This window comes from Heyndrickxia shackletonii (assembly GCF_001420715.1).
GTDB classification, from domain to species: domain Bacteria; phylum Bacillota; class Bacilli; order Bacillales; family Bacillaceae_C; genus Margalitia; species Margalitia shackletonii.
In genome coordinates this window covers 3,151,300-3,175,844 of the sequence record NZ_LJJC01000004.1, presented here as the reverse complement: position 1 = coordinate 3,175,844, position 24,545 = coordinate 3,151,300, and the positions used below count along the sequence as shown (strand labels likewise).

The window sequence follows — 24,545 nt, the reverse complement described above, 5'->3', positions numbered from 1 at the left end:
ACATGAACAGCACCTTCAGTGTATAAAATGAAGCTCGGTTAATGGTATTTTTACCAAAACCTAATGAAAAAGGCTCTAATATTTCACTGCTCGAGGTGTTGAAGTTGCCGTTAAAAAAATCAAATCCCGATTTTATCTTAATTATTGTGACATTGTCATTGTTAGCAATCGGCTTAATTATGGTATATAGTGCAAGTGCGATTTGGGCAAATTATAAATTTGACGATTCCTTTTATTTTGCAAAAAGGCAGCTATTATTTGCCGGTGTAGGGGTTATCGGCATGCTTTTTATCATGAATGTCGATTATTGGACTTGGAGAACTTGGGCGAAGCTTCTCCTAATCATTTGCTTTGCCTTATTAGTTCTTGTGTTGATTCCTGGGGTCGGTATGGAAAGAAATGGATCTAGAAGCTGGATTGGAGTAGGGGCATTTTCTATTCAACCTTCTGAATTTATAAAACTAGCGATGATTGCCTTTTTAGCAAAATTTCTTTCGGAAAATCAAAAATATATTACAACCTTAAAAAAAGGATTAGTACCCTCACTTGCACTTGTATTCCTAGCTTTTGGAATGATTATGCTGCAGCCGGATCTTGGAACAGGCACGGTAATGTTAGGGACTTGTATCATTATGATTTTTATTTCAGGAGCAAGGATTGCTCATTTTGCAGTATTAGGCTTAATGGGAGTGGCAGGTTTCGTCGCTTTAATTTTATCGGCTCCATATCGAATGGATAGGATTACATCCTTCATGGACCCTTGGAAAGATCCTCTAGGAACCGGATTTCAAATTATTCAATCCTTGTATGCGATTGGGCCGGGAGGATTATTTGGATTAGGATTGGGACAAAGCCGCCAAAAGTTTTTTTACTTGCCTGAGCCGCAGACAGATTTTATCTTTGCGATATTAGCAGAAGAGCTTGGATTTATAGGCGGCACATTAGTTTTATTGTTATTTGCTTTACTGCTGTGGAGAGGTATTCGTATTGCGTTAGGTGCTCCAGATCTTTATGGAAGTTTCCTTGCTGTAGGAATCATTTCCATGATTGCCATTCAAGTTATGATAAATGTTGGTGTAGTAACAGGACTAATGCCTGTTACGGGGATTACTCTTCCATTTTTAAGCTATGGAGGTTCCTCCTTAACTTTAATGTTATTCGCAGTTGGTGTGTTACTAAATATAAGTAGATATTCACGAATTTAGAAACCTTATTCCACGGGTTTCTTTTTTTGTCTTGCTACTGCGCGAGCACTTTAGCAGACTTCCGGCATCGTCCCAATGATAATTCAATATCGGCTACAGAATTACTTCACTGTAATTCCAAAATCTTGCGTTATAGATATAAAGAAAGTGGGTGATAAAAAGGATCTATCTCATTTCTTTTTTTACTTTTTATACAGTTCTTTATCATTCCTGTAAATATTCTTTTACTGTTCATGTTATCTGGTTTAGAATATAGTATTATAAGCTAAGCGGTATTTTTTATACCCCTTGCTCAAAAGTCAGTCATAAAGGAAATTGTCATACAACATGAGGTGAAAAAATGAAAATCATTATTAGCGGCGGTGGAACAGGAGGTCATATATATCCTGCCTTGGCCCTGATTCGAACAATAAAAAAAGAACATCCTGACACAGAATTTTTATATATAGGAACCGAAAAAGGATTGGAATCATCGATTGTAACAAGAGAGAATATTCCATTTAAGTCTATACATATAACAGGTTTTAAACGATCATTATCACTGGAAAATTTTAAAACTATAACACGTTTTCTCAAGGGAGTCCGTGAGTGTAAAAAGATGATAAAATCTTTTAAGCCCGACGTTGTAATAGGAACCGGTGGATATGTTTGCGGTCCTGTTGTTTATGCTGCAGCAAAACAAAAGGTACCAACCATTATTCATGAACAAAACAGTGTGCCCGGCCTGACAAATAAATTTTTAAGCAGATATGTTAATAAAGTCGCTACTTGTTTTGAAGATGCTGGAGAGTTTTTTCCGAAAGAAAAGGTTGTGCTTACAGGGAATCCACGTGCTTCTGAAGTAATTGGAGAAAGTAAGCCGGACATTCTTAAAAAGTATGGGTTACAACCTAACAAATCTACTGTTTTAATATTTGGAGGAAGCAGAGGGGCAAGGCCAATAAATGAGGCAGTGATAAGAAATCTTGCACAGTTTTCACAGAAATCCTATCAAGTCTTATATGTTACCGGGGACGTCCATTTTAGTGAGGTAGAAAAGGAGGTTTCCTTAATTGGCAGATCGGACAATATATCAGTTGTTCCGTTTATCCATGATATGCCGGAAGTATTGCGAGCAGTTGATTTAGTTGTGTCAAGGGCGGGAGCAACGACATTGGCTGAGTTAACAGCACTAGGACTGCCAAGTATTTTGATTCCAAGTCCATATGTAACAAATAATCACCAAGAAAAAAATGCAAGAGCACTTACTAAAACATGCGCGGCTACACTTGTATTGGAAAATGAATTATCGGGACCCAAGCTTTTGCAAGAAATCGATGGGATTTTGCTCAATATAGATAATAGGAACAAAATGAAAGACGCTGCAAAAAAACTAGGTATCCCAGATGCGTCCAACAGATTATTTAAGGTAATGAAAGAATTGGCAAAAACACATTAAACCAATTGAAAAAAGAAAACTTGGACGAATTTCCTCTCTTTTCACGAATAATTTACTATTATAAAATAATGGTAATTACAAAAGAGAAGGCACTTGTCTATCGACGTACAGACTGAAGAAAGCAGTCCTGAAAATTAGAACGTCGATAGACATGGGCTAGTCTAAAATAAAGTACACTATTTGCACTGTTTGGTTTATATAATATAGATCATTACAATACGGATAAACTTTTTCATAGGGAGGGGTGATAATGTAATGGGAAAAGGTAATGTAGTATCTTTGGAGGACCGTATTCCCAAATTAAAGGAACAGAGAAAAAGGAAAACCAATCGCAGGCTAATTTTTCTTCTTTCTGTTTTCTTTTTACTCATCATATGTGTCATCTACTTCCAATCGCCCTTAAGCCATGTTGGAAAAATTAGTATTAAAGGTAATTTTTCTGTTAGCAAAAAGTTAATTATCGAGAAAAGTGGTCTAACGTCAAAAACAAATATTTGGAACATGAAAAATCAAGAAATTGAAAAAAAAATATTGCAATTGCCTGAAATTAAATCAGTTGGGATAAAAAAAGTATTACCCAACAAGGTAGACATTGAAATTAAGGAGCATAAGCAAATTGCTTCCTTTGCAAATGGGACAGGCTTTACACCTGTTCTAGAAAATGGTGTCATTCTAAGCAATAACAGTTTAAAAGAATTTAATGGACCAATCTTAACGAACTTCCATAAAGGAAAATATTTGAAGCTAATGGCTGAACAACTTCAGCAATTACCTGCAGAAATTACGAATTCCATTTCTGAAATTCACTACGATCCCAATAAAACGGATTCATATCATATTCTTTTATATATGAATGATGGCTATGAAGTATCCGCAACCATGAGAACACTAGCTGATAAAATGGTTCACTACCCTTCTATCATTAGTCAACTGACTCCTAATGTAAAAGGGATTATCGATCTCGAAGTAGGTTCCTATTTTACACCTTTTAAATCGAAAGGGGATCAGAATGATGAGAAACAAGGCAGTGAAGGGTAAAAATATCATCCTCACACTTGTTATGCTCGTTTTAGGATTCATGCTTGCTTTCTCTTATAATCTGGCAAATAAAAAGGAACCAATCAGTTCTAAAATATCAGATCCCCAGTTTGCTAGAGAGAATGAACTGCGTAATGAATTAATACAACAACAAAAACAAAATAGGGCATTACAAAAAGATTTATTTACAAAGCAAAATAAAGTTCGCGCAATCGAAAAAGAGTTATCGAAGGAGGAGGAATCCTTTTTTCAAATAGCCGCGGATGCTGAAAAATATAGAATGTACCTTGGAAAAGTGAAGGTAGAAGGTAAAGGGGTGATTGTAACCCTTCAAGACGGTGAATATGACCCGAATAACGGGAATGTAAATAATTATTTAGTTCATGATTATCAGGTTTTTAAAGTAATCAATGAGCTATATATTGCCGGAGCATCCGCTATTGCTATTAACGGTCAAAGAATAATGCATGATTCCTATATCATTTGCAATGGTCCAGTCATTACAGTTGATGGAATTCAATTTCCTGCTCCGTTTAAAATATCCGCAATAGGTGATCCCAATGTCTTAACATCTGCCTTAACTATTACCGGGGGGATCAGGGACCAGCTAGTAAACGATAATATTTTGTTTACATTAGAAAAAAAGGATGACATTATAATGAATCCGATTCTAAGTGAATCTTAGACAGGAATAGGTGAAAAGGCTGTGAACCAAAAGGTAAAAATGAGCTTCACAATTATTACGGTTATTATTGGTTTTATGCTGGCAACTCAATTTGAAACAGTGAAAAAACCAAAGGAACGGGATACTCGTGATATATGGGAACTAAGAGATGCATTATTGAAGGAGCAGAAACTTCACTCGACACTATTGACTGAAATAAGATCAAACGATGAGCGGCTTGAAAAATACAAAACAAAAATGAAAGACAGCAAAGAGACTGCCTTAAATGAAACTTTGCAGGAATTAAAGGAGGAAGCAGGAGAAACAAACGTGATGGGTTCAGGAGTGCAAATCACTATTGTTCCTGTTAAAGAAGCCGAATTAATGGGGGAAGAAATCGATACTGTATCACCGGATCTTCTGAAGAGACTATTAAATGAGCTTAATATGTATGGAGCAAAAAATATTTCTATCAATAATGAACGAATAATCAATACCACAGTGATACGAGATATTAATGGTACTACTAAGGTAAATGGTCATTCCTTAAACAAATTTCCTGTAACTTTAAATATCATTACCCAAGATTTTCATTCAGCTCAAAAATTATTTAATCAAATGCAGTTTTCATCTACAATTGATGAATTTTTTGTCGATAATCTTAAAGTGAGCATATCTAAGCCAAAGAAAGTGATACATGTTTCAGCCTTCGACGATCCAATTATTATACGTTATATGCAATCTGCAAAATAATAAGAAAAGCAAAAGCGCTGCTGGTCTGGCGTACGGAGCACAGGAAGATTTGAAAGAAGAAAAGGAGTTGTAATAATGTGGCTGCCCGTTCTTGGTTTAATTATAGGGATTGCCTTAGGATTATTGTCAAATATCCAAATACCAGACGAGTATGCAAACTATCTTTCTATTGCTATTTTAGCAGGACTGGATACTTTATTTGGCGGTATTAGAGCATTTTTGCAGAATACATATGATTCAAAGGTATTCGTTTCAGGTTTCTTTTTTAATATAATTTTAGCAGCAAGTTTAGCTTTTCTAGGTGTCCATCTTGGTGTAGACTTATATTTGGCGGCAGTTTTTGCATTTGGCGTCCGCCTATTTCAAAATATTGCAGTCATAAGAAGAATTATTTTAACAAAATGGTCAGCGAAAAGTGAAAAAACTAAAAAAAATTAAACAATTTAAAAGGGAAATATTCACTTACGACGAATATTTGTATAGTATATATACTAATAGATGATAAAATAGACAATATAATTAATAGTTTATTGGATATGCTAGATTTGAAAAATGAACTACTTTTTAGGCAAAGGGAGGTGCCATTGTATGAACAACAATGAAATATATGTAAGTCTTGACATCGGTACGTCCACCGTTAAAGTAATAATTGGCGAAATGGTTAATGATTCATTAAATATCATCGGTGTAGGCAATGTAAAGTCTGAAGGAATTCGTAAGGGCTCCATTGTCGATATAGATGAAACAGTTCATTCGATTAAAAAGGCAGTTGAACAAGCAGAAAGAATGATAGGAATGAATATCGACCATGTTATTGTCGGTATTGCTGCCAACCATGTAATGCTGCAGCCTAGTCATGGAGTTGTTGCCGTTGCAAGTGAAAATCGGGAAATTTCTGATGAAGATGTAGCGAGAGTAATGGATGCTGCACAAGTAATTTCTATTGCACCGGAGAGGGAAATAATCAATGTCATTCCAAAGCAATTTATCGTAGATGGTTTAGATGAAATAAATGACCCTCGTGGTATGATAGGCGTAAGGTTGGAAATGGAGGGTACGATTGTAACAGGCTCCAAAACAAGTTTACATAATACTCTTAGATGCGTGGAACGAGCAGGTTTGAATATTACTGAAATAGTTTTACAACCATTGGCAGCAGGTGCTGTTTGCTTGTCAAAGGATGAAGTAAATTTAGGAGCTATTTTGGTTGATATTGGCGGAGGTTCTACAACACTCGCAGTATTTGAAAATGGAAATATTAAGAGCACAAGTGTCATACCTATTGGCGGAGATCATATTACGAAAGATTTATCGATCGTATTAAGAACTTCAACAGAAGATGCTGAAAAAATCAAGGTAAAGCATGGACATGCTTTCCGCAGTGATGCATCAGAAGAAGAAGTATTCAGTGTTCCAATAATCGGCAGTGACCAGCATCAACAATTTAACCAATTGGAAATTTCTGATATTATCGAAGCAAGATTGGAAGAAATATTTGAGTTTGTATTACAAGAGTTAAAACGAATGAATATTTATGATCTGCCTGGCGGAATTGTACTAACCGGCGGAACATCAAATATACCAGGTGTATTAGAACTGGCACAATCAGTCTTCCAAAATCGCGTTCGCATTGCAATTCCTGATTATATTGGGGTTCGTGAACCTCAATATACTACTGCAATTGGATTAATTAAATATGCATATCGAAATGCTAGATTACAAGGTCGAAATGTTAGTGCCTCACCTGTACAAATGGAACATCACGAAAAAAGACCTGTGAAGAAAACACAGTCAAAACCAAAAATAGAAAAACAACCAGAAGAGAAAATTTCCGCAAAGATGAAGAAATTCTTTGGATACTTTTTTGAGTAATAAGTTGTTTAACGGTAATTATTTTGTAAGTAAGCCTGAGTGAAGAATTTTTTGCTTCATCTCAATTCCTTTTTCTTATTTTGGGAATCCAAAGTAGAAATTGTGTCTTGGTGGAATATCGACGAATTAGGAGGAATTGTCATGTTGGAGTTCGATACGAATTTAGACTCTTTAGCAACGATAAAAGTCATTGGCGTAGGTGGCGGTGGAAATAACGCCGTAAATCGAATGATTGAAAATGATGTACAAGGTGTAGAATTTATTGCAGTAAACACAGATGCCCAAGCATTAAATCTGTCAAAAGCAGAATTAAGAATGCAAATTGGTGCAAAGCTTACGAGAGGGTTAGGTGCTGGCGCAAATCCTGAGGTAGGCAAGAAGGCAGCAGAAGAAAGCAAGGAGCAAATTGAAGAAGCATTAAGAGGTGCAGACATGGTTTTCGTCACTGCCGGCATGGGTGGTGGTACAGGTACTGGTGCAGCACCGGTAATAGCTCAGATTGCAAAGGATCTTGGTGCATTAACAGTGGGTGTTGTTACTCGTCCATTCTCTTTTGAAGGCCGTAAACGTTCAACACAAGCTACAGGCGGTATCTCGGCAATGAAAGAAGCGGTTGATACCTTAATTGTTATCCCAAATGATCGTTTATTGGAAATTGTGGATAAAAGTACACCGATGCTTGAAGCATTCCGTGAGGCTGATAATGTATTACGTCAAGGGGTTCAAGGTATTTCAGATTTAATTGCTACCCCTGGACTTATTAACCTTGACTTTGCCGACGTAAAAACCATTATGACTAATAAAGGATCTGCATTAATGGGAATTGGTGTGGCGACTGGAGAGAATAGAGCTGCTGAAGCGGCCAAAAAGGCAATTTCATCTCCGCTTCTTGAAAAATCGATTGATGGAGCACAAGGGGTACTAATGAACATTACAGGAGGGGTTAACCTAAGTCTGTATGAAGTTCAAGAGGCAGCAGATATTGTAGCCTCAGCATCCGATCAAGAAGTGAACATGATTTTTGGTTCTGTTATCAATGAGGATTTAAAAGACGAGATTGTTGTAACGGTCATTGCCACTGGATTTAATGAGGAAGCTCCTCCAATTAAACAACAGCGTCAAGGTTTTGGCCAAGTGAAGCCGTCCAATAATCCACCTTTAAAACGTGAGCCAAAACGGGAAGAAATACAGCAAGAGCCTGTTCGCAATACTACCCAACATGTTGAAGATACTCTTGATATCCCAACATTCCTAAGAAATAGAAATCGCAGATAAATAATTCTTAGATCAACAATGAAACCGGATGAGCTATTCATCCGGTTTTTTGTTGTAATAGGCGATTTAACCTATTTTTTATATTCTTCTCCTTACTTCTCCCGCAAAATTTATCACTGACAAAATTCGAATGAAACTTCGAAAAGTTCTTCTTTTTCACTTACAAGAAATGACATACTTTTAATAGGGATGTACGATATACTGTCGGTATTATAGTTTTACATGAGGCTCTTTTCTTAAATTTTATTGCTTTTGTAAAAGAAAGCGCCATAAATTTTCTCAATCTACTAAAGAAAAGTATCCATTTTTAAGAAAAGATGCATCGACGTTAAATTAAATTTGAATTTATAACAGTTACGAAATGCAATATTTTATAGGAATACCATCTATATGAAAATTAAAGGGGGGATATGTTATTGGTCGTTTACATGGATGTAGTATGGCTACTGAATTTATTAGTAGATAGCATGCTCCTTTGGCTGACAGCCATTATTTTAAAACGTCATGTAACAATATGGAGGATATTTATTGGCGGATTGATTGGCTCCATCCTTATCATAATGAGCATTACACCATATGCTCAATTTGCAGGAAAACCTCTCGTAAAGCTTGGATTCTCTGTCATAATGGTTTATTCCGTATTTGGTTTTAAACGCTTTAAATTTTTCTTTTCCAACTTATTAACCTTTTACTTTATGACTTTTTTAACAGGCGGTATTTTGATAGGAGTTCATTACTTTTTAAATTTTGATTTGGAAATGAATAAGGCTTTTTCGCTGGCCAGTATAAGAGGATTCGGAGATCCGATAAGCTGGATGTTTGTTATTTTTGGATTGCCAATTGCCTGGTATTTTGCAAAACAACGAATTACTACCTTTGAAATGACCAAAATCCAATTTGATCAACTCGTTGAAGTGGAAATAAACATCAATGGTTTACATATTGTATTGCCTGGTCTTGTCGATAGTGGTAACCAATTGCAAGATCCGATTTCCAAAGCTCCGGTTATGATCGTTTCTACCCAAACCTTACTTGAAAAGTTGCCTAATGAGATTATTGAGTTATCCGAAAATCATGAAAAGCTAATGGATGGCTCTATTCAATTAGATTCTGAGTGGTACGATAAAATTCGACTTATCCCTGCTAAAGCCGTAGGGAAAAACCATCAATTACTTGTTGCCTATAAACCGGATTCTCTACATATTCAAAATGAGAAAGGCAGCTGGAATGTACAAAAATCACTTATTTCCTTTACAAACCAAACGTTATCTAGTGATGACATCTTCCAGTGCATTGTTCATCCTAAAATGTTAACGGGAATTCCAATTCAGCACGCTTCCTAATTTTTAAATTTCAATAATTGTAATATTACTATACTCTCGAAACATTCAATTTAGAAGGAGGACATCCAATGAAAAATCTAAAAATTAAATTGTCCTATATGTGGTATAAATTATTAATCAAACTAGGCTTAAAGGCGGACGAAATTTATTACATTGGAGGAAGTGAAGCACTCCCTCCGCCATTAACAAAGGATGAAGAAGAAATTCTTCTTAAAAAGCTTCCAAGCGGAGATAAGGCTGCGCGATCCTTATTAATTGAGCGTAATCTAAGACTAGTTGTTTATATAGCACGCAAATTTGAAAATACAGGGATAAACATTGAGGATTTAATTAGTATTGGTACAATCGGCTTAATAAAAGCAGTGAATACTTTTAATCCGGAGAAAAAAATCAAGTTAGCAACTTATGCGTCCAGATGCATTGAAAATGAAATTCTTATGTATCTTAGGAGAAATAATAAAATCAGATCCGAAGTTTCCTTTGATGAACCTTTGAACATTGACTGGGACGGCAATGAATTATTATTATCTGATGTTTTAGGAACGGAAGAAGATATCATTACAAAAGATTTGGAAGCAAATGTAGATAAGAATCTTTTATTTAATGCTCTTCATCAACTGACAGATCGTGAAAAGCAAATTATGGAACTTCGCTTCGGACTACAGGGCGGTGAAGAAAAAACGCAAAAGGATGTAGCGGATATGCTCGGTATTTCCCAATCGTATATATCCCGTCTTGAAAAAAGAATCATCAAGAGACTTCGTAAAGAATTTAATAAGATGGTTTAAATTGGAGTACATTATTTGAACAGCACTACGATGGAAAAAATGATGATCTATATTGTGCTTTAAAATAATCAAGATAAAAATTTTTTTGCTAGTAAAGACTATAAAAATCAACCACTTTAAGCAAATATATGGAAGATGTAAGGGTTCATACAGTGCATAAATTTCCCACCTAAGGAGATACTTATTTTTGAACAGCAGCTCCTGCAAGGAGGGAAATGACTTGAAGCGAAATAAAGTAGAAATATGCGGTGTTGACACATCTAAGCTTCCTGTTTTGAAGAATGAGGAAATGAGAGAATTACTTAAACAAATGCATGCCGGCGATATGTATGCTAGAGAAAAACTCGTTAATGGAAATTTACGCCTTGTCCTCAGTGTAATTCAACGTTTTAATAATCGCGGGGAATATGTGGACGACCTATTTCAGGTTGGCTGCATCGGACTAATGAAATCCATTGATAACTTTGATTTAAGTCAAAATGTTAGATTCTCTACTTATGCAGTTCCAATGATTATTGGGGAAATACGCCGGTATTTGCGGGATAATAACCCAATCCGCGTTTCGCGTTCACTCCGAGATATTGCCTATAAAGCTCTTCAGGTACGGGAGAGGCTAATCAGTGAAACATCAAAGGAACCAACTGCAGAGGAAATTGCAAAAGTGTTAGAAGTTCCTCATGAGGAAATTGTATTTGCCCTTGATGCGATTCAAGATCCAGTTTCATTATTTGAACCGATATACAATGATGGCGGGGATCCTATTTTTGTAATGGATCAATTAAGTGATGAAAGAAATCGGGACAGTAATTGGATTGAAGAAATTGCATTACAAGAAGGGATGAGAAGATTAAACGACCGTGAGAAATTAATTATCCGAAAAAGGTTTTTTCAAGGTAAAACACAAATGGAAGTGGCAGAGGAAATTGGGATATCTCAAGCACAAGTATCACGTTTAGAAAAAGCTGCAATTAAATCCATGAATAAAAATATTCAATAAGAAAAGCGGTAGCGCCGCAGCTCTAGTATACGGTTTTCGTAGTCGCAGGCGGGCGAACGGAAATCTGCTCGGTAGTTCACGAGCCAGTGTAATTAGCACATCAAATTTCACAGAAGTAAAATTTGAAATGTAATTTTATCTGATGCTCTTATCCGAAAGACGAGCCGATAAGCTTCTTGCACTAAACAATGAAAAAGTAGGGTATTCTGGTACACAGGATACCCTACTTTTATTATATTCTGTTGTCCTTGGCATATATATATATTAATTGGATAATTGCCTTTAAGGAGAGGATAACGATGGTTCGTATATCTGATTTTCAAATAAAAGATGTTGTTAGCATTTCAGACGGACGCAAATTAGGGAATATCACGGATATCGATATTAATTTAGACAATGGAAAAATTGAAAGTATTGTAGTTGGAGGGACCGGAAAATTATTAAGCTTTTTTAATAAAGAAGAAGAATTGGTCATTCCCTGGAATAACATCGTAAAAATTGGTGAGGATGTAATCCTCGTAAGATTTAAAGAGCAAAAATATATGGGGCAGCAACAACTTCAAGAGCCAAAAAGTTAAAAACACCCGAGCGCATTCAGCGTATCTATGGTACACTATTGGAAAGTGAAGGTAAAACAGTACCTTCTTTTTTTATTTAAGGATTTTTTCTTTTTGTTGCTTTTAAAATCATAAAACTATATTTTTTTAATTCAAGTATAGAAATGGTAACCTTTTAAGAAAGAATGCACAGAAGATTAAACTTATAAGGTTTTTTACAAAATACGAAATAGCAACAAACTATACAGATACAGTCAGCTTAAATATAAATGGATGGAGTGTAATGGATATTGGAACCATTTATAAAACGAGAAAAAGAATACTTTTATATAAAAAATTGGACAGAAATTTCCCCTAGTATTATCGCTGGATTTACAACAAAACTGGGGGGGTTTAGCGAAGGTTTTGATGGTACTTTAAATTGTGGATTTCATGTTGGGGACAATCAAGAAACTGTAAGAAAGAATAGACAGCATTTAGCAGCGAAACTTCATTTTCCAACCGGTAAATGGGTGGGCTGTGAACAAACACATGGAATTCGTATTGCAGAAATAAACAGCGAGCAACAGGGAAAAGGTTCATTAGACTATGAAAGCAGCATGCAAGATACAGATGGGTTATATACGAGATTACCGGATACCCTTTTAACTTTATGTTACGCAGATTGTGTTCCAATTTACTTTTTTGCTGCTAATCATGATATGATTGGTATTGCACATGCAGGATGGAAAGGTACCGTAAAGGGAATTGCCAAGGAAATGATAGCGGAGTGGAATAAAAAAGGGATTGAACCATCAGAAATTATGGTGGCAATTGGACCGTCTATTTGTGAAAAATGTTATGTTGTCGATAATCGAGTAATAAAGGAAGTTGATACATGGTTATCTTCAGGAGATAATAAACCTTATAATGAAATTTCTTCTGGACAATATCAATTAAATTTAAGAAAATTAAACCAAATGATTCTTGAAAAATCAGGCATTTCATCTGAAAATATTTATATAACAAATCTATGTACAAGTTGCGATCACATGGAATTTTATTCTCATCGGCGTGACCGCGGCAATACAGGAAGAATGTTGGGCTTCATTGGCTTGAAAGGAAATGATGGAAGTGAAGGTTAGTGAAAATCTAACAATTATTCGGCAAAATATCGAGCAGGCTTGTAAAAGGACTGGACGCAATTCCAGTGAAGTAAAGATAATCGCCGTAACAAAATATGTAACTGCTGAAAGGGCAAAAGAGGCTTTTGATGCAGGCATTATTCACCTCGGTGAAAATCGGGATGAAGGCTTAATCGAAAAATGGAATTCCTTAGGGGATAGACCAACCTGGCATTTTATTGGAACATTACAATCACGAAAAGTTAAAAATATTATCGATAAGGTGTCTTATATCCATTCACTTGATCGGATTTCTTTAGCGAGAGAAATCAATAAAAGGTCAACTGAACGTATTCCATGTTTTATCCAAGTAAATGTATCAAAAGAAGAATCCAAGCATGGAATATCTGCAGCGTCTGTATTAGACTTTATTCAAGAACTAAAATCTTTTGAACATATATATATCGTCGGTTTAATGACGATGGCACCGTTAACAGATGATGAAACTGTCATTCGAAATACTTTTCGCGGGCTAAAACAGCTCCAACAAGAAGTACAAGCATTGAACCTAGACTATGCTCCATGCCAAGAGCTTTCGATGGGTATGTCGAATGATTATGAAATAGCAGTTGAAGAAGGAGCTACCTTCATAAGAATTGGAACATCATTAGTAGGCAGAGAATTTTAGGAGGTGTATGTAAATGGGTATAAAATCAAAAATTAAAACATTTTTTTTACTGGATGATGAATATGATGATATGGAAGAAGAAAAAATGGGACATGAAGTGGAACATGAGCCTGAACCAGCTCCAAGATATAATCAGTCTTCTTCAAAGCAAAACATTGTTAGTTTGCAAAGCGTCACAAAAGGTTCTAAAGTAGTATTAATTGAACCAAGAGTATATGCGGAGGCCCAAGAAATCGCAGATCATTTAAAAAATCGCAGATCTGTGGTGGTAAACCTTCAACGTATTCAGCATGATCAGGCGAAACGGATCATTGATTTTTTGAGCGGTACTGTCTATGCTATCGGCGGAGATATACAGCGCATTGGTAGTAATATATTTTTATGTACACCTGATAATGTAGAGGTATCCGGTAATATTTCAGAGTTAATTCAAGATACTAATTTTGATTCGAGGTGGTCCTAGAATAAATGAGTTTTATATTTTGGCTATTAATTGAGCTTCTAAACATTTATTCATATGTAGTAATTATTTATATATTTATGTCATGGTTTAATGCGCAGCAAACTTCTGTAGGAAATTTATTTGCCCGTATTTGTGAACCATATTTGGAACCATTCAGACGTATTATTCCGCCATTAGGAATGATTGATATCTCACCAATCGTTGCCTTGATTGTTTTACAATTAGCTCGTGCAGGAATTGGTCAAATACATGGTTGGTTAATGTAAAAGGGCTGCTGATTTGAGGCACCCCTTTTTATTTTCGAAATTGAGAGGATTATTATGAGTAATATTTATCAACATTTTAGACCAGATGAAAAAGAATTTATCGACCAAGTTTTGAATTGGCAGCAATTTGTAGAGGATTCTTATTCATCCAAACTAAGTGACTTTTTAGATCCTAGGCAGATACATATTGTAAAAACAATCATCGGCACTCATTCGCAAGTAAAATATGGTGAATTTGGCGGATATGATGGAGCAGAAAGAAAAAGGATGTTATTATATCCTGATTATCTGATACCAGAGAACAATGATTTCCAAACATCACTATTGGAAATAGTGTATCCGAGCAAATTTGTAACACTAAGCCATAGACAAGTTTTAGGCTCTTTAATGTCAATCGGTTTAAAAAGGGAAAAATTCGGTGATATATTAGTCCAAAATAACCGAATTCAATTTATTGTCCCTTCTGAAATGATAGATTATGTTAAGATGGAATTAAAGCAAATTGGAAAAAGCAAAATCCAATTAGTAGAGTTGCCTCTTAACCAAATTATTACTTCCAGCGAAGAGTGGAAGGAGCAATCCACTACGGTAAGTGCGTTGCGACTGGATGCCATTCTTTCCTCTGTTTATCCAATTTCTAGACAAAAGGCACAAACGCTTATTCAACATGGGCTTGTGAAGGTTAACTGGAAAGAAGTGGAACAAGTTTCGTTTGTTTGTGATGAAGGAGATGTTATTTCCGCTCGTGGATATGGACGAAGTAAAATCATTACAATCGAAGGTCAAACAAAAAAGGATAAATGGCGATTGAAAGTTGGAATATTAAAATAAGAAAAGAGGAAACTCCTTATAGGCGATAAACGCTGAAGTTAGACAAAGATAACCACTTGAAATACTTATATGAAAAAATTTATACATTCTTTTCATTTAAATGAAAAATTTGCAGGAAATTCCCCTAATACTGTCGAAATTCAGTATAATAAAATAAAGTGATCGATTTCTGAAAGATTGATCGGATTATACCTACAAAAATATAGATAACATAAAGTGGAGGTGGCATATATGCCTTTAACGCCTTTGGACATACATAATAAGGAGTTTAGCAGAGGGTTTCGCGGTTATGATGAAGATGAAGTAAATGAATTCCTAGACCAAATCATTAAAGACTATGAATTGCTTATTCGCGAAAAGAAAGAATTAGATGAAAAATTATCATCATCCAATGAACGGCTTGGTCACTTTACTAATATTGAGGAAACCTTGCATAAATCTATTATCGTTGCCCAGGAAGCAGCGGAAGAAGTTAAGGGAAATGCACAGAAAGAAGCAAAATTAATTATTCGTGAAGCGGAAAAAAATGCGGATCGAATAGTGAATGAGGCACTTTCTAAAGCCCGAAAGATAGCAATGGAAATCGAGGAGCTAAAAAAACAGTCTAAAGTATTTAGAACCCGATTTAAAATGCTAATCGAGGCTCAGCTAGATTTATTAAGAAATGATGACTGGGATAAATTAATGGAATTTGAAATTGATGCGACAGAATTAAATCTTGAAGAAGAAGTTAAATGAGAATGTACTCGCAAAAGTTTGTTATTTGTAAATAAATTCCTAATCCCGTACTAGTATAGATGAGGGACATCTTTTCGTACCATTCTAATAAATTCAATTCAAGATAACTTTATTTATGTAGCAGTTATTGATAATAAAACAACAAAGTTTGCGAAAAGAACCTCAAATAATCTTGACGGAATAAAAATTTGTCACATATAATAGAAAAATAATAGTTAAACGATGACAGGGACAGTAAAGTTATTTTTATCTTATTGAAGCGAGCCAAGGATAGTGGAAGCTTGGTATAAGCAATAACTGGAAGATCACCCTCGAGTTCTTGATTTGAAAACGCGGGAGCGCGCGTAAGTAAATGATGGCGTTCATTCACGTTACGAATGCATGAGTGGACAGTGGATACATTGTCTAGCAGGGTGGTACCGCGGGAAAACCTTCTCGTCCCTATTGGGATGAGAGGGTTTTTTTGTTGTTTATTTGTTAATAACTAATAAGAATTAAAATGTCACCGTGAATCTTTTTTGTAGGAGGAAAAATTGTGGAATATAAAGATACGTTATTAATGCCAAAAACGGATTTCCCTATGAGAGGAAATTTACCTAAAAGAGAACCTGAAATTCAGGAAAAGTGGGAAAGTATGAGCATTTATCAAAAGGTCCAAGAACGTACAAAAGGAAGGCCAATGTTTGTTCTTCATGATGGACCGCCATATGCTAATGGTGATCTTCATATGGGGCACGCTTTAAATAAAACTTTAAAGGATTTCATTGTCCGTTTTAAGTCTATGACAGGCTACAACGCACCATATGTACCAGGTTGGGATACACATGGATTACCTATTGAACAAGCATTAACGAATAAAGGTGTTAAAAGAAAAGAAATGTCTGTAGCAGAATTTCGCAAATTATGTGCTGAATATGCTTATGAACAAGTTGATAATCAACGTACTGCTTTTAAGCGCCTAGGTGTCCGCGGTGATTGGGAGAATCCGTATCTCACATTAAAACCCGAATATGAAGCACAGCAAATTAAAGTATTTGGTGAAATGGCGAAAAAGGGATATATCTATAAAGGACTTAAACCGGTATATTGGTCTCCGTCCAGTGAATCTGCCCTTGCGGAAGCTGAAATTGAATATAAAGATAAGCGCTCTGCATCCATCTATGTAGCATTTGAAGTGAAGGATGGTAAAGGTGTTTTAGAAAGCGGTACGAATATTATCATTTGGACAACAACACCATGGACCATTCCAGCAAACCTTGGAATTTCTGTCCATCCTGACCTAAAATATGTTGTGGTGGAAGTAAACAATCAAAAATATGTTGTTGCTGAAGCGCTATTAGAGGAAGTTACTTCTGTATTAGAATGGGAAAATCCACAAACTGTTAAAACCGTAGCAGGTAAGGATTTAGAATATATTATTGCCAAACATCCTTTATATGACAGAGATTCACTAGTCATGTTAGGGGAACATGTTACAACTGATTCCGGTACAGGATGTGTTCATACGGCTCCTGGTCATGGAGAAGACGACTTTATTGTTGGAAAAAAATACAATTTAGATGTTCTATGTCCAGTGGATGATAAAGGATATATGACTTCTGAAGCACCGGGATTTGAAGGTTTGTTCTATGATGAAGCAAATAAACCAATTACTCAGAAGCTGGAAGAAGTAGGAGCGTTATTAAAATTAAATTTCATCACGCACTCTTATCCGCATGATTGGCGTACAAAGAAACCGGTTATTTTCCGCGCAACAGCACAATGGTTTGCATCCATTGACGCATTCCGTGAAGAACTTCTTGAAGCAGTGAAAGAAGTGAAATGGGTTCCTGCTTGGGGAGAAACAAGATTATTTAATATGATTCGCGACCGTGGAGATTGGTGTATTTCCCGTCAGCGTGCATGGGGTGTGCCAATTCCGGTATTTTATGCAGAAAATGGAGATCCAATTATTACGGATGAAACAATCGAACATATCTCTAATTTATTCCGTGAACATGGATCAAATGTGTGGTTTGAAAGAGAGACAAAGGATTTATTACCTGAAGGATTTACACATCCAAGCAGTCCAAATGGTACATTTACGAAAGAAACGGATATTATGGATGTTTGGTTTGATTCAGGATCTTCTCATCAAGCCGTTTTAGTTGAACGTGATGAATTACAACGTCCAGCTGATTTATATTTAGAAGGCTCTGACCAATATCGCGGATGGTTTAATTCTTCTTTAACAACGGCTGTTGCAGTAACTGGAAAAGCTCCGTATAAAGGAATTTTAAGCCATGGATTCACTTTAGACGGTGAAGGCAGAAAAATGAGTAAATCTTTAGGCAATGTTATTTTACCGAGCAAGGTAATTAATCAACTGGGTGCTGATATTGTTCGTCTGTGGGTAGCATCTGTAGATTATCAATCAGATGTTCGGGTTTCTGATGCTATTTTGAAACAAGTATCAGAAGTATATCGCAAAATCCGTAATACATTCCGATTCTTGCTTGGAAACTTAAATGACTTTAATCCAAGCACGGACAGTATTTCATATGAGAAATTACGAGAAGTAGATCAATTCCTGCTTGTAAAATTAAATAAATTAGTGAAACATGTTCGCGCGTCTTATGAAAATTATGAGTTTGCCAGCATCTATCATGCTGTGAATAATTTCTGTACACTCGATTTAAGTTCTTTCTACTTAGATTTTGCTAAAGATGTTTTATATATTGAGGCAAAAGATAATTATGAGCGTCGTGCGATGCAAACAGTATTGTATGAATGTTTAACATCTCTTACTAAGCTTCTGTCACCAATCTTGCCTCATACAGCTGATGAAGTTTGGTCTTTCATCCCGGGTGTTGAGGAAGATAGTGTTCAATTAACAGATATGCCGGAGCCTAAAGAACTTGAAAATGCTAAAGAACTTGAGGGAAAATGGGATAAATTCTTAAATCTTCGCGATGATGTTTTAAAAGCTCTAGAAGAAGCACGAAATGAAAAAGTAATCGGTAAATCATTGTCGGCAAAAATTTCGTTGTATGTAAATAAGGATACAAAGGAATTGCTTGACAGCATCTCTGAGAACATGAAACAATTGTTCATCGTTTCCGGTTATGAAGTTGTCGGTGCATATGAGGAAGCTCCAGAAAATGCCGTTAAGCTTGAACATGCAGCGATTGTTGTCGAAAAAGCAGATGGTGAAACTTGTGAAAGATGCTGGGTTGTTACACCTAATGTAGGTCAAGATGAAAAGCATCCAACTCTATGCTTACGTTGCGCATCTGTTGTAGAAAAAGAATATATTTAAAAATGTTGCCTGACACCATGGAGGTGTCAGGCACTTATTTTCCAATGTTTAGTACATTTTGCAACAGTTACTCCCGAAAAACTTTTTATTGGTGGGTACACTAATGGATAACAAAACATTGGAGGGATGAATGTGAGTAATCAACATGATCAATTATTCTGTTTGCTGCAATCTTTAAAGGAAGAATTAACTGCATATACAACAAATAATGAAATGATTCAAACCCTCATCAAAGAAGAATTAAGTGATATTAATGTTGCTTTGTCAAAATGGAATACAGGTCAATTCGGCACTTGTGAAGAAAGTGGTGAATCAATACCAAGTAATTGGCTAGTTACTATACCTACACTAAAAAGCTCTGACGAATGGTATGAATTAAGGAATTATGTAAAAGTATCAATCCCATTTAATTAAGTGCTTTATGCATACGTGTGAACATGCAATATATTAAAAGAATAACTTTGATGAACATGTACTCATAAAGGATTAGACATTAAGGAAAAATACTAAATCTTCCCTAGGTCCATAGAGTATGCTAAAATTCTAAAGAAACATGTGTTCATTTGAGTATGACTCGAATGAATATAATACATATGGATTCGGGGGTAGCTTTTTCGTGGTTTATTATATTATCGCACTTTTTATTATTGCATTAGATCAATTTACTAAATGGCTTGTAGTAAAAAATATGGAATTTGGTGAAAGTATCCCTATCATAAAAAATATATTTTACATTACATCACACCGTAATCAGGGTGCTGCATGGGGAATTTTACAAGGACAAATGTGGCTCTTTTATTTAATAACAGTAGTAGTTGTCGTTGGAATCGTTTATTATATGCAAAAATATACCAAAGGAAAAGTACTATTGGGTATTAGCCTTGGCTTTATGCTTGGCGGAGCAATTGGAAATTTTATCGATAGGATTTTTAGAAAACAAGTGGTTGATTTTATCCATACGTATATTTTTGGATATGATTTTCCGATATTCAATATTGCAGATTCTGCATTGACGATTGGTGTGATTCTGTTAATTATCTACATGCTAATAGAAGAGTTCGGTTCAAAGGAGAAAACATATGGAAATAATGGAACACATCATTCAGGAAAATGAAAAAAACGAGAGAATCGATAAAGTTTTATCTGGCATTAATGATGAATGGTCCAGATCACAGGTTCAGCAATGGATTAAAGAGGGAAATGTATCTGTTAACGAAAATACTGTAAAATCAAATTACAAATGCAGTATTGGAGATAAAATTCTGATTAACATTCCTGAACCGCAAAATTTGGATGTTATTCCTGAAGAAATGAATCTTGACATTTATTATGAAGACAGCGATGTATTAGTCGTTAATAAGCCAAAAGGAATGGTAGTTCATCCTGCACCAGGTCATATGTCAGGAACATTAGTAAATGGTTTAATGGCGCATTGTAAGGATTTATCCGGGATTAATGGAATATTAAGACCGGGGATTGTTCATCGAATTGATAAAGATACATCAGGACTTTTAATGGTGGCGAAAAATGATTTAGCACATGAAAAGCTTGTCAATCAATTAGTGGAAAAATCAGTGACACGAAAATACTATGCGATTGTTCATGGAGTAATACCTCATGATTATGGGACTATTGATGCGCCAATTGGAAGAGATCCTGAGGATAGGCAAAGAATGACAGTAGTGGATAATGGAAAGCATGCCGTTACCCATTTTCGTGTATTAGAGAGATTTGATCAATATTCATATATCGAATGTGAATTGGAAACAGGAAGAACCCATCAAATTCGGGTACATATGAAATATATTGGTTTTCCACTTGCAGGAGATCCTAAGTACGGCCCAAGAAAGACTTTAGATATCGATGGGCAAGCGCTGCATGCTGGAGTATTAGGATTTGTGCATCCTAGGACAGAAGAATATATGGAATTTGAAGCCCCATTGCCAGAATACTTTTCACAGCTTTTACATGTTATTCGAAAATAATGATTGACATGTTTCGATAAAAAGGATAATCTATTAATAGTTAAATAAGCCCTTTAACCCAGTCCAGAGAGGCTGAGAAGGATACGGATAGAATTTATGTAGTAGGTAACGTATGCCCTCTCAGGTTAACATGAGAGGGTTTTGTCGTATCACTAAACAATGTTTCTTACGGGGTGATAATAGTGATTCAAAAAGCAGTCGTACTCGATGAACAAGCTATCAGTCGATCATTAACAAGAACTGCACATGAAATCATCGAAAAAAACAAAGGTATTGATGATTGTGTCCTGGTTGGCATCAAAACAAGAGGCATTCATATTGCTAAAAGATTAGCTGAAAGAATTGAGAAAATTGAAGGGCGACCAATTGTTGTAGGCGATCTTGATATAACGCTATACCGAGATGATCTGACAATCAAAACAAATGATGCGGAACCGGAAGTAAAAGGGTCGAATATTCCCGTTGATATTACAAATAAAAAAGTAATTCTCGTTGATGATGTATTATACACGGGAAGAACCGTAAGAGCTGCAATGGATGCTTTAATGGATATAGGCAGGCCATCACAAATTCAGCTTGCCGTCCTTGTAGACAGAGGTCATAGGGAGCTTCCAATTCGTGCTGATTTTATCGGGAAAAATATACCGACATCAAGCTCCGAAAAAATTGTGGTAGAGTTAATGGAAGTGGATGATTTAGATAAAGTAAGTATTTATGAAAATTAAATAGACCAACCTTTTAAAGACAGTCCTGTGAGGCTGACAAAGGTGGGATTTACGGGCAAAGCATGCCTGTTTGAATAACCCTCTTTGTAGCTGCACAGCTGTAAAGAGGGTTTTTTTATCACCATGATTTTATTCAACTTAAGAAAATACTCGAGGAGGAGTAAAAATGGGGAAGAACCAAGAAACTGTACTAGATATTCACGAAAAACCGGGATTTACTAAATGGGTTAGCTTAAGTATCCAACATCTTTTTGCCATGTTTGGTTCTACCGTACTCGTACCAATGCTAGTTGGATTAAGTCCTGCTGTTGCATTAGCATCAAGTGGTCTAGGGACATTAGCATATATTTTAATAACAAGAGGTCAGGTTCCAGCGTATTTAGGCTCCAGCTTTGCATTTATCGCTCCTCTAATTACAGCAAAAGCTGCAGGAGGTCCTGGAGCCGCGATGATGGGAACATTTCTTGCAGGTATTGCGTATGGTATTGTTGCCCTTATCATAGCGAAAGCGGGATATAAGTGGTTAATGAAACTTCTACCTCCGGTGGTGGTTGGTCCTGTGATAATCGTTATTGGGCTAGGAGTTGCCGGAACAGCTTGTAGTATGGCGATGTACAAGAACTATGGGGCAGCGGCACAGGATCTAATTTATAGTCCTAAACATATTGCCATCGCACTTTGCACATTAGCTATTACAATAGTAAGCTCCGCATTTTTAAAAGGATTTTTCCGTATCATACCTGTATTAATTGGTATTGTGGGTGGATATATTATCTCAATTTTTGCTGGAATTGTAGATTTTACACCTGTTATCAGAGCTCATTGGTTCGCGTTACCGGATTTAGTATTTCCTTTCGCTTCCTATAAACCTACATTCTCTTGGAGCATCTTTTTCTTAATGGTGCCTGTAGCAATCGTAACCTTATCTGAACACATTGGTCATCAGCTAGTTTTAAGTAAGGTTGTGGGTAAAGACTTAGTCGCAAAACCTGGTTTAGGCCCATCTATTCTTGGTGACGGGGTTTCTATCGTGATCGCATCTCTGATTGGTGCTCCCCCAACGACAACGTATGGTGAAAATATTGGGGTATTAGCAATTACAAAAGCATACAGTGTTTATGTAATCGGAGGGGCGGCGGTTTTTGCAATCTGCTTTAGCTTCATCGGAAAAATAAGTGCCCTATTAAGTACGATCCCTACATGTGTTATGGGTGGGGTATCCATCCTTCTCTTTGGAATTATCGCTTCCAGCGGTTTAAGAATGCTTGTTGACAATAAGGTTGATTTTAGTTTAAATCGAAACCTAATTATATCTTCGGTTATTTTAGTAATAGGTGTTGGTGGGGCATACTTAAAGCTTACAAAAGATATTCAGCTATCTAGTATGGCATTAGCTGCAATAATAGGAGTAATTTTAAATTTAATTCTACCTGGCAGACCAAAAGAAGATATGAACATGTTTGAAGAGGAACCAGTATAAGGAACCACCTTTTAAAATAAGTCCAGAGAGGCTTAAAAGGGTGTTTTAATGTGCATATGGAACGATTTATTAAACATATTCACATTATGTATAACACCCTGCTCTTGATTGAAGCAGGGTGTTTTTTTATAGGAGGGATAACAGTGAGGAATCTACTATCTATTACAGATCTTTCGATGGAAGAAATAAAAGAATTGTTAAAGGAAGCCGAATATTTTTCAAAAGGCGGGATATGGATACCAAAACAGCAAACCTTTGCCGTCAATATGTTTTATGAACCAAGCACCAGGACCAAAAGCAGCTTTGATGTTGCGGAGAAGAAATTAGGAATAGAGGTAATTCCTTTTGATGTGAATTTCTCAAGTGTCTCAAAGGGTGAATCACTTTATGATACAGTGAAGCTTTTTGAAGTAATAGGGGCAAATATTACGGTTATAAGACATCCAAAGGACCGTTACTATGATTCACTGATTGGCAAAATCAATATTCCAATTATAAATGGCGGAGATGGCTGTGGACAGCATCCAACACAATCTCTTCTTGATTTGTTTACGATTCAGCAAGAGTTTGGTGGATTTAAAGATCTGCAAGTTGCCATCATCGGTGACATAAGTCATAGCCGTGTTGCTAGGTCTAATAAGGATGCTTTAAGTAAGCTTGGGGCAAATGTAGTATTTTCTGGACCAGAGGAATGGTTTGATGAATCCTTCTTAAATACAGGAGATTATGTGAATATTGACAGGGCTGTAGAAGAGTCTGATGTCGTAATGCTTTTAAGAATTCAAAATGAACGACATCATCATACATCCAGTATGAGTGCAGAAGAGTACCACTTAAAATATGGCTTAACACTTGAAAGAGAAAGCCGTATGAAGCGCAACAGCATTATTATGCATCCGGCACCTGTTAACCGCAATGTGGAAATAGCGGATGAATTGGTGGAAGCGAAGCGCTCAAGAATTTTCAAACAAATGGAAAATGGAGTTTTTGTAAGAATGGCTGTACTGAAACAAATACTTGAGTGTGGGGGAAATTAAG

25 protein-coding genes and 1 other annotated feature are annotated in these 24,545 nt (G+C 36.0%); all 25 genes read left to right on the top strand.

Going from position 1 to position 24,545, the window contains the following annotated elements; all coding sequences use genetic code 11:
* Positions 1 to 104 precede the first annotated feature (104 nt).
* The 25 genes from spoVE to AN964_RS15095 all read left to right on the top strand — a co-directional run bounded on the left by spoVE (position 105) and on the right by AN964_RS15095 (position 24,544).
* Positions 105 to 1,205: a stage V sporulation protein E gene (gene spoVE / locus AN964_RS15215; protein WP_055741257.1), complete on the top strand. Its 1,101-nt coding sequence runs from the start codon at positions 105 to 107 to the stop codon at positions 1,203 to 1,205.
* Positions 1,206 to 1,545: 340 nt separating this feature from the next.
* Positions 1,546 to 2,643, top strand: coding sequence for an undecaprenyldiphospho-muramoylpentapeptide beta-N-acetylglucosaminyltransferase (murG, locus tag AN964_RS15210; RefSeq protein WP_055740500.1), 1,098 nt, complete (start codon positions 1,546 to 1,548; stop codon positions 2,641 to 2,643).
* Positions 2,644 to 2,898: 255 nt separating this feature from the next.
* Complete coding sequence (locus AN964_RS15205; protein ID WP_055740499.1) at positions 2,899 to 3,681, top strand: cell division protein FtsQ/DivIB; 783 nt, start codon at positions 2,899 to 2,901, stop codon at positions 3,679 to 3,681.
* Positions 3,653 to 4,366, top strand: a complete 714-nt coding sequence (locus AN964_RS15200; RefSeq protein WP_055740498.1) for a DUF881 domain-containing protein — start codon at positions 3,653 to 3,655, stop codon at positions 4,364 to 4,366. Before AN964_RS15205 ends, AN964_RS15200 begins: the two co-directional genes overlap by 29 nt.
* Before the next feature lie 21 nt (positions 4,367 to 4,387).
* On the top strand, positions 4,388 to 5,098 hold the full coding sequence (locus AN964_RS15195) for a DUF881 domain-containing protein (RefSeq protein ID WP_055740497.1): 711 nt from the start codon (positions 4,388 to 4,390) through the stop codon (positions 5,096 to 5,098).
* A gap of 75 nt (positions 5,099 to 5,173) precedes the next feature.
* Complete coding sequence (locus tag AN964_RS15190; protein WP_055740496.1) at positions 5,174 to 5,536, top strand: small basic family protein; 363 nt, start codon at positions 5,174 to 5,176, stop codon at positions 5,534 to 5,536.
* 150 nt (positions 5,537 to 5,686) lie between these two features.
* Entirely contained in the window at positions 5,687 to 6,970 is a 1,284-nt protein-coding gene (gene ftsA / locus AN964_RS15185) for a cell division protein FtsA (RefSeq protein ID WP_055740495.1), read from the top strand.
* Between the two features lie 141 nt (positions 6,971 to 7,111).
* Entirely contained in the window at positions 7,112 to 8,245 is a 1,134-nt protein-coding gene (gene ftsZ / locus AN964_RS15180; RefSeq protein WP_055740494.1) for a cell division protein FtsZ, read from the top strand.
* Positions 8,246 to 8,655: 410 nt separating this feature from the next.
* Positions 8,656 to 9,588, top strand: a complete 933-nt coding sequence (gene spoIIGA, locus AN964_RS15175) for a sigma-E processing peptidase SpoIIGA (protein ID WP_321198412.1) — start codon at positions 8,656 to 8,658, stop codon at positions 9,586 to 9,588.
* 68 nt (positions 9,589 to 9,656) lie between these two features.
* Complete coding sequence (gene sigE, locus AN964_RS15170) at positions 9,657 to 10,376, top strand: RNA polymerase sporulation sigma factor SigE (protein ID WP_055740492.1); 720 nt, start codon at positions 9,657 to 9,659, stop codon at positions 10,374 to 10,376.
* 220 nt (positions 10,377 to 10,596) lie between these two features.
* On the top strand, positions 10,597 to 11,373 hold the full coding sequence (gene sigG / locus AN964_RS15165; protein ID WP_055740491.1) for an RNA polymerase sporulation sigma factor SigG: 777 nt from the start codon (positions 10,597 to 10,599) through the stop codon (positions 11,371 to 11,373).
* Positions 11,374 to 11,672: 299 nt separating this feature from the next.
* Positions 11,673 to 11,951, top strand: coding sequence for a YlmC/YmxH family sporulation protein (locus tag AN964_RS15160; RefSeq protein ID WP_055740490.1), 279 nt, complete (start codon positions 11,673 to 11,675; stop codon positions 11,949 to 11,951).
* A gap of 269 nt (positions 11,952 to 12,220) precedes the next feature.
* Positions 12,221 to 13,054, top strand: a complete 834-nt coding sequence (gene pgeF / locus AN964_RS15155; RefSeq protein WP_055740489.1) for a peptidoglycan editing factor PgeF — start codon at positions 12,221 to 12,223, stop codon at positions 13,052 to 13,054.
* Complete coding sequence (locus AN964_RS15150; RefSeq protein ID WP_083489455.1) at positions 13,044 to 13,721, top strand: YggS family pyridoxal phosphate-dependent enzyme; 678 nt, start codon at positions 13,044 to 13,046, stop codon at positions 13,719 to 13,721. The genes pgeF and AN964_RS15150 overlap by 11 nt, the downstream gene beginning before the upstream one ends.
* A 13-nt stretch (positions 13,722 to 13,734) precedes the next feature.
* A complete protein-coding gene (locus tag AN964_RS15145) occupies positions 13,735 to 14,184 on the top strand; it encodes a cell division protein SepF (RefSeq protein ID WP_055740488.1) in 450 nt (149 codons plus the stop codon).
* Between the two features lie 5 nt (positions 14,185 to 14,189).
* Positions 14,190 to 14,450 carry a YggT family protein gene (locus AN964_RS15140; protein ID WP_055740487.1) on the top strand — a complete coding sequence of 87 codons (261 nt, stop codon included), beginning with the start codon at positions 14,190 to 14,192 and terminating at the stop codon, positions 14,448 to 14,450.
* 54 nt (positions 14,451 to 14,504) lie between these two features.
* Positions 14,505 to 15,281 carry a YlmH family RNA-binding protein gene (locus tag AN964_RS15135; RefSeq protein WP_055740486.1) on the top strand — a complete coding sequence of 259 codons (777 nt, stop codon included), beginning with the start codon at positions 14,505 to 14,507 and terminating at the stop codon, positions 15,279 to 15,281.
* Positions 15,282 to 15,512: 231 nt separating this feature from the next.
* Entirely contained in the window at positions 15,513 to 16,019 is a 507-nt protein-coding gene (locus AN964_RS15130; RefSeq protein ID WP_055740485.1) for a DivIVA domain-containing protein, read from the top strand.
* A gap of 213 nt (positions 16,020 to 16,232) precedes the next feature.
* Positions 16,233 to 16,465 (top strand) — a binding site (T-box leader).
* Between the two features lie 89 nt (positions 16,466 to 16,554).
* Positions 16,555 to 19,317 (top strand): isoleucine--tRNA ligase, encoded by a 2,763-nt coding sequence (ileS, locus tag AN964_RS15125; RefSeq protein WP_055740484.1) that lies wholly within the window; start codon positions 16,555 to 16,557, stop codon positions 19,315 to 19,317.
* Between the two features lie 132 nt (positions 19,318 to 19,449).
* Positions 19,450 to 19,731 carry a hypothetical protein gene (locus AN964_RS15120; RefSeq protein WP_055740483.1) on the top strand — a complete coding sequence of 94 codons (282 nt, stop codon included), beginning with the start codon at positions 19,450 to 19,452 and terminating at the stop codon, positions 19,729 to 19,731.
* A 202-nt stretch (positions 19,732 to 19,933) separates the two neighbouring features.
* Positions 19,934 to 20,431: a signal peptidase II gene (gene lspA, locus AN964_RS15115; protein WP_055740482.1), complete on the top strand. Its 498-nt coding sequence runs from the start codon at positions 19,934 to 19,936 to the stop codon at positions 20,429 to 20,431.
* Positions 20,397 to 21,302, top strand: a complete 906-nt coding sequence (locus tag AN964_RS15110) for an RluA family pseudouridine synthase (RefSeq protein WP_055740481.1) — start codon at positions 20,397 to 20,399, stop codon at positions 21,300 to 21,302. Before lspA ends, AN964_RS15110 begins: the two co-directional genes overlap by 35 nt.
* Before the next feature lie 185 nt (positions 21,303 to 21,487).
* Complete coding sequence (gene pyrR / locus AN964_RS15105; RefSeq protein ID WP_055741255.1) at positions 21,488 to 22,027, top strand: bifunctional pyr operon transcriptional regulator/uracil phosphoribosyltransferase PyrR; 540 nt, start codon at positions 21,488 to 21,490, stop codon at positions 22,025 to 22,027.
* A 166-nt stretch (positions 22,028 to 22,193) separates the two neighbouring features.
* Entirely contained in the window at positions 22,194 to 23,507 is a 1,314-nt protein-coding gene (locus tag AN964_RS15100; protein WP_055740480.1) for a solute carrier family 23 protein, read from the top strand.
* Between the two features lie 143 nt (positions 23,508 to 23,650).
* Complete coding sequence (locus AN964_RS15095; protein WP_055740479.1) at positions 23,651 to 24,544, top strand: aspartate carbamoyltransferase catalytic subunit; 894 nt, start codon at positions 23,651 to 23,653, stop codon at positions 24,542 to 24,544.
* Position 24,545: the final 1 nt, after the last annotated feature.

What these genes read in the sequence shown, in the direction of transcription:
- murG (WP_055740500.1), top strand. Translation starts at nt 1,546, where the DNA reads ATGAAAATCATTATTAGCGGCGGTGGAACAGGAGGTCATATATATCCT.
- AN964_RS15205 (WP_055740499.1), top strand. Translation starts at nt 2,899, where the DNA reads ATGGGAAAAGGTAATGTAGTATCTTTGGAGGACCGTATTCCCAAATTA.
- AN964_RS15200 (WP_055740498.1), top strand. Translation starts at nt 3,653, where the DNA reads ATGATGAGAAACAAGGCAGTGAAGGGTAAAAATATCATCCTCACACTT.
- AN964_RS15190 (WP_055740496.1), top strand. Translation starts at nt 5,174, where the DNA reads ATGTGGCTGCCCGTTCTTGGTTTAATTATAGGGATTGCCTTAGGATTA.
- ftsA (WP_055740495.1), top strand. Translation starts at nt 5,687, where the DNA reads ATGAACAACAATGAAATATATGTAAGTCTTGACATCGGTACGTCCACC.
- ftsZ (WP_055740494.1), top strand. Translation starts at nt 7,112, where the DNA reads ATGTTGGAGTTCGATACGAATTTAGACTCTTTAGCAACGATAAAAGTC.
- spoIIGA (WP_321198412.1), top strand. Translation starts at nt 8,656, where the DNA reads ATGTTATTGGTCGTTTACATGGATGTAGTATGGCTACTGAATTTATTA.
- sigE (WP_055740492.1), top strand. Translation starts at nt 9,657, where the DNA reads ATGAAAAATCTAAAAATTAAATTGTCCTATATGTGGTATAAATTATTA.
- AN964_RS15160 (WP_055740490.1), top strand. Translation starts at nt 11,673, where the DNA reads ATGGTTCGTATATCTGATTTTCAAATAAAAGATGTTGTTAGCATTTCA.
- AN964_RS15145 (WP_055740488.1), top strand. Translation starts at nt 13,735, where the DNA reads ATGGGTATAAAATCAAAAATTAAAACATTTTTTTTACTGGATGATGAA.
- AN964_RS15140 (WP_055740487.1), top strand. Translation starts at nt 14,190, where the DNA reads ATGAGTTTTATATTTTGGCTATTAATTGAGCTTCTAAACATTTATTCA.
- AN964_RS15135 (WP_055740486.1), top strand. Translation starts at nt 14,505, where the DNA reads ATGAGTAATATTTATCAACATTTTAGACCAGATGAAAAAGAATTTATC.
- AN964_RS15130 (WP_055740485.1), top strand. Translation starts at nt 15,513, where the DNA reads ATGCCTTTAACGCCTTTGGACATACATAATAAGGAGTTTAGCAGAGGG.
- AN964_RS15110 (WP_055740481.1), top strand. Translation starts at nt 20,397, where the DNA reads ATGGAAATAATGGAACACATCATTCAGGAAAATGAAAAAAACGAGAGA.
- AN964_RS15100 (WP_055740480.1), top strand. Translation starts at nt 22,194, where the DNA reads ATGGGGAAGAACCAAGAAACTGTACTAGATATTCACGAAAAACCGGGA.